The 3,824-nt window shown below is 63.3% G+C and carries 2 protein-coding genes; both read right to left on the bottom strand.

Features of this window, described 5'->3' with window-relative positions; translation table 11 throughout:
- Positions 1-672: hypothetical protein (locus ACESNG_RS21595; RefSeq protein ID WP_373070801.1), on the bottom strand; the 672-nt coding region annotated here is incomplete at its 3' end.
- A gap of 2,586 nt (positions 673-3,258) precedes the next feature.
- On the bottom strand, positions 3,259-3,726 hold the full coding sequence (locus ACESNG_RS21590; RefSeq protein ID WP_373070799.1) for a hypothetical protein: 468 nt from the start codon (positions 3,724-3,726) through the stop codon (positions 3,259-3,261).
- Positions 3,727-3,824: the final 98 nt, after the last annotated feature.

Genomic DNA, 3,824 nt, shown 5'->3' with positions numbered 1-3,824 from the left:
TCGGCCTGCCAAGCGATCGACGTCGGGTGCCGAGTCGAGCTTGATGAGCTTCATGGCCGAGGCGCTCGGCTTGTCCAGCCTGGCCGTGGGATCCTCATCCACGTGTCCGTTGGCAATCAACCATCGGGCGAGGATTCGGAATGCATCGAACGCCGCGCGCGCGCCGTCGCCCTGACCTTCGAGCAATCCGCGTGTCATTTGCGGCACATCGGGACGCGAGCTTTCGAGTGCGTCGCGCTGCTCATCGGTCGGCTCCATGCGGTAATGCGCGCGCAGGTGCAACTGAATGCGCTCCGCCGTGAAATCCGCCAGCGGAAACGGGCGAAGCGTCGGCATGGGCGGGCGCACCTTCGGCGGCGCATTCCGCTTCGTCGGCCGGGATGCGAGTGCACAGTCCGTGTTCCACTTCGCCAGGTCTGGGCACACCAGTTTGAGCACCCGAGCAACGGATTGCAGCCGCGTGTCGACGGTGATCATTCCTTTGCCATCCTGCCGCTTCAGCGGGGAGTCCTTCCACTGCAGTACGAGCGGAATCAAGTCGATCGCGGACGCTGATTTCTTCACTGCCACACGCGTTTCCTGAAGCAACGCGACGGCGCCATCGATGCCACCTTTGCGAACACGTTCACTGAGGGCGTAAAGGGTAAACCGCCCCGCGCAGAACGCTTCCATGACCTCCCAACAGGGCGTCACCCCCTCCCACAATATGGCAAGCCTCGTGAGCACGGCTTCCGCCTCTCGTCTGACACCGTACACCAGCGCGCCAGAATGCCCGCTTGGCGGACTACGGGAATCCGATCGACAATCGATTCCGGGCGCGCAGACCACGTGCGACCAGCGCGCAAGATGTCGTCGCTCATTGCCTCGAGGACATCCGCAGCGAGCGTCGATGGAGCCGTAATCAACTCTTGGGCGCGGGAGCGCATCACGAATAGGCCGCGCTTCCGGAAGGACACGCCCATGTCAGCAATGGCGACCACGACGCAGCCGAGAGGTATAGCGTTGCTGCGCTCAAGCGCGCACATGCGTAACGGTGTGTGCGAGTCGTGAGCGAACAACGCGAGAAGCGAGTCGTCAACAGCCTCATTCCAAAACACTGCATGTCGCACCCCCAGGCTCTGGTTTCGCGCGAGCGTAAGCAGTACAGCGCGCGGAGTCTGCGGTGACGAAGCAACCTGTTGCGCGCTCGACCAAGTGGGGTCGGCAGCCAACGCAATCAACGCGGCGAGCCATGGCGCCTCAAAAGAAGTATTCTCGTTATCGGCGCTGGTGCCTTGTTCCGCGATGTTGAGGCAAGCCTCGCAAGACGTTGCATCAACTTGGACCAGTCCTTCGCGCCACTCGTTTTAGCGCTTCGTCACGCGCTTGACGATTTCGACACGCAGCGGGCAATCAAGGGGGCCACCTGCTGCTGACATCGACGTGAGCGCATGCACTCACAGGCGCTGAGCGGTGGACACGTTCCGCCGCCCGGGATCCTTCACCGCTCCCATTCGTCACCGAGCAGCGGCTACCACCAATTCGCAGGGAATCCGAGAGTTCGTTGTTGCACGCCGGATCGACACCGATGCGCACTTCGTGTCGTGACGGTCCCGGGCAAGTCAATGAGTGCCGTTGACGACTCTGCGAGCAACCTGCGGGGGCTACGAGAAACACGCGTGCCACGTTGATGGGCTCGACCGAGCCTCTCGGTGCGCCTACCATCATCCGCTCGCTTCCTGATTCAGGGTGAGGGATCCCGGGAGGCGGATGAGGCATCACCTTTTGTCTTCGATGTGCACGGGGAGAGCATTCTGAATCGCACAGACAGAATGGGAGTGGCGAGACGCCGCTGGTTGATTGATGAGAGAGTGCGTGCCGTTCGCCTGAAACACCGGCGTTATGTGAGTCTCAGGATCACCGAGACGACCAACTTTCGTGTACGTTGCCTGAGACGCGGCGTCCATTCGACACGCATGGGCACAGTGCCACGCGTTGGACTGCCCGGGACTACGGACCTCGTCCGGTCTGGCGAAGTCGAATGTCGCTGTACCCGCGAACAGCGTCGCTACAGCCTATAAGGTCTGCCCGGCCCGAACCAAGAGGCGCTAAAGTGACCGGCTGCCACACTGCTCTGCCACATAGCCTGTCGAGTGCGGAAATGGTGCCGCCGCGAGTGCGCGGTGAGGGATCCCGGGTGGTGCGACGCGGTGGGTGACGCCACCGCTCATCGCTTCGCACGAGCCTTTGGACGGAAGAAGCACGCAGCATCTTGGCATGTGCCGGCCGGCCCTCGCAGACTGGGTGCTAGTCGCTGATGTTGCTCTTCTCGCCACTCACCGGAAAACGCGCATGCCTGCCACTCAGATTTCGCTATACACTGTCGAATTTCTTCTCCTTTTGAGGACGCTGTCGAACGCGGAGGGCGCATCGAGCGCCCCCCCCGTAGGCGTGTTCGCGACCAGTACCCGAACGTTTGAGGGCCGGTGGATCTGCACGTTCGCCGTTCCGTGTACGCGTCCATATCAAACGCCTCGCCGACTCGAGCCGGACATCGCGGAATTCGCCAAGCGGTTCAAGGGGACGGTTGAAGGCGTCGGCGTACAGTTACAGAGAGCGGTCACGCCCGTACTCGCAAGCGAGCCGAGCACTGGGGGCCCTGCGCGCGCCAAGAGCGACGTGGCGCCGCAACGCCGCTTAGAAACAAGGCGCGCGGCAAACGCGCCGGCAGGTGACAGAGCGTAGACGCCGAGCGTGCCCCCGGGTCTGAACGGGCCGCCGGCACCGGTCACCGAACGAGGGGAGTGAAGCGGCCGCGCGACGGGTTGCTAAAACTGGATAGCTGGTCCTGTTGTCCATAACGCGAGTTCGCTGTTCACCCTCGTGCCTCCCCTCCATGCCTACCCTGACACGCCATACGCTGTCTCCCCGCTGCACCTGCTCGAACCGCTCGCGAGCGCTTCTGCGCTCTTTGTTGGAGGATACGCAGGGACGGAGGGTGGGCCACGCCACGTCGACTGGTTGGTACTCGATGCATCCGGTCAGCTGAGCATTGATCGCACAGACGATGGTGGCTATGCCGATGAGGACGGCCTTGCGTTCGCCCCCCACACCGTGGAAGTGCGGCTCGCTGTGCGGAGTCAGCCCGGTCGCGTCAACTTGGTGGATCTGCCTCGCGTGGGGCTCGCGTGGTCCGGCCCCCGCCGCGCGCGCTCGTCATGCGCGCAACCGTCGGCGCTCACGTCAAGGCCATAGGCGAACCAACGTTCGACCCGCAGCTCAGCGCGTCTCGATGCCGCGCTGGGTGACCCGAAGTACCAAGGGCGCACCAGGAATAATGAGCTGTTCCGCGCCGCCGGAGCCCAGCTGTAGCTGCTGGAACGCGCCGGTGTACGACGACAGCGCCGCTACGCGCTGCACGACCTCAAAGCGGCGGAACTGGCGACCGCGGAGCAGCACGCCAAGCCTGGCGGGATTTGCCCCGACGCGCGCGTGAAATTCCCCGAAGTCCGCTAGGTGGTAGCGAAAGGCCGCCACTTCTTCGCCACGCAACAGGTCTACCAGCGCCACCGGCTTGCTGAGGTCCATGGCCTTCAGATAGCTGAGCTGATGCCGTCGGTCGAGATGCGGCAGATAGCGCCCGAAAAACTCCATCGCCGTACGCACGCCACGGCGCGGCGTCGGCGCCGGTGTCTTACCGAGCTCGCGGATAATGTTATCCGCATCGATGTCGCTGAGGAACAACATGATCGTGAGGTGCGTGTGTGGGATCGTTGGTATGGAGGGGTGGCGGGCCCTCGGCGAGGTCGTCGAGACACACATTGCCCACCAATGTTTACTCGCTT

It is taken from the genome of Gemmatimonas sp. (assembly GCF_041689975.1).
Taxonomy (GTDB): Bacteria; Gemmatimonadota; Gemmatimonadetes; order Gemmatimonadales; family Gemmatimonadaceae; genus Gemmatimonas.
The sequence above is the reverse complement of the archived record's forward strand: the minus strand, read 5'-3'. Positions and strand labels throughout refer to the sequence as shown.

Bases quoted from the DNA above. Each gene is read 5' to 3' on its own strand.
- ACESNG_RS21590 (WP_373070799.1), bottom strand. From the start codon at position 3,726: ATGTTGTTCCTCAGCGACATCGATGCGGATAACATTATCCGCGAGCTC.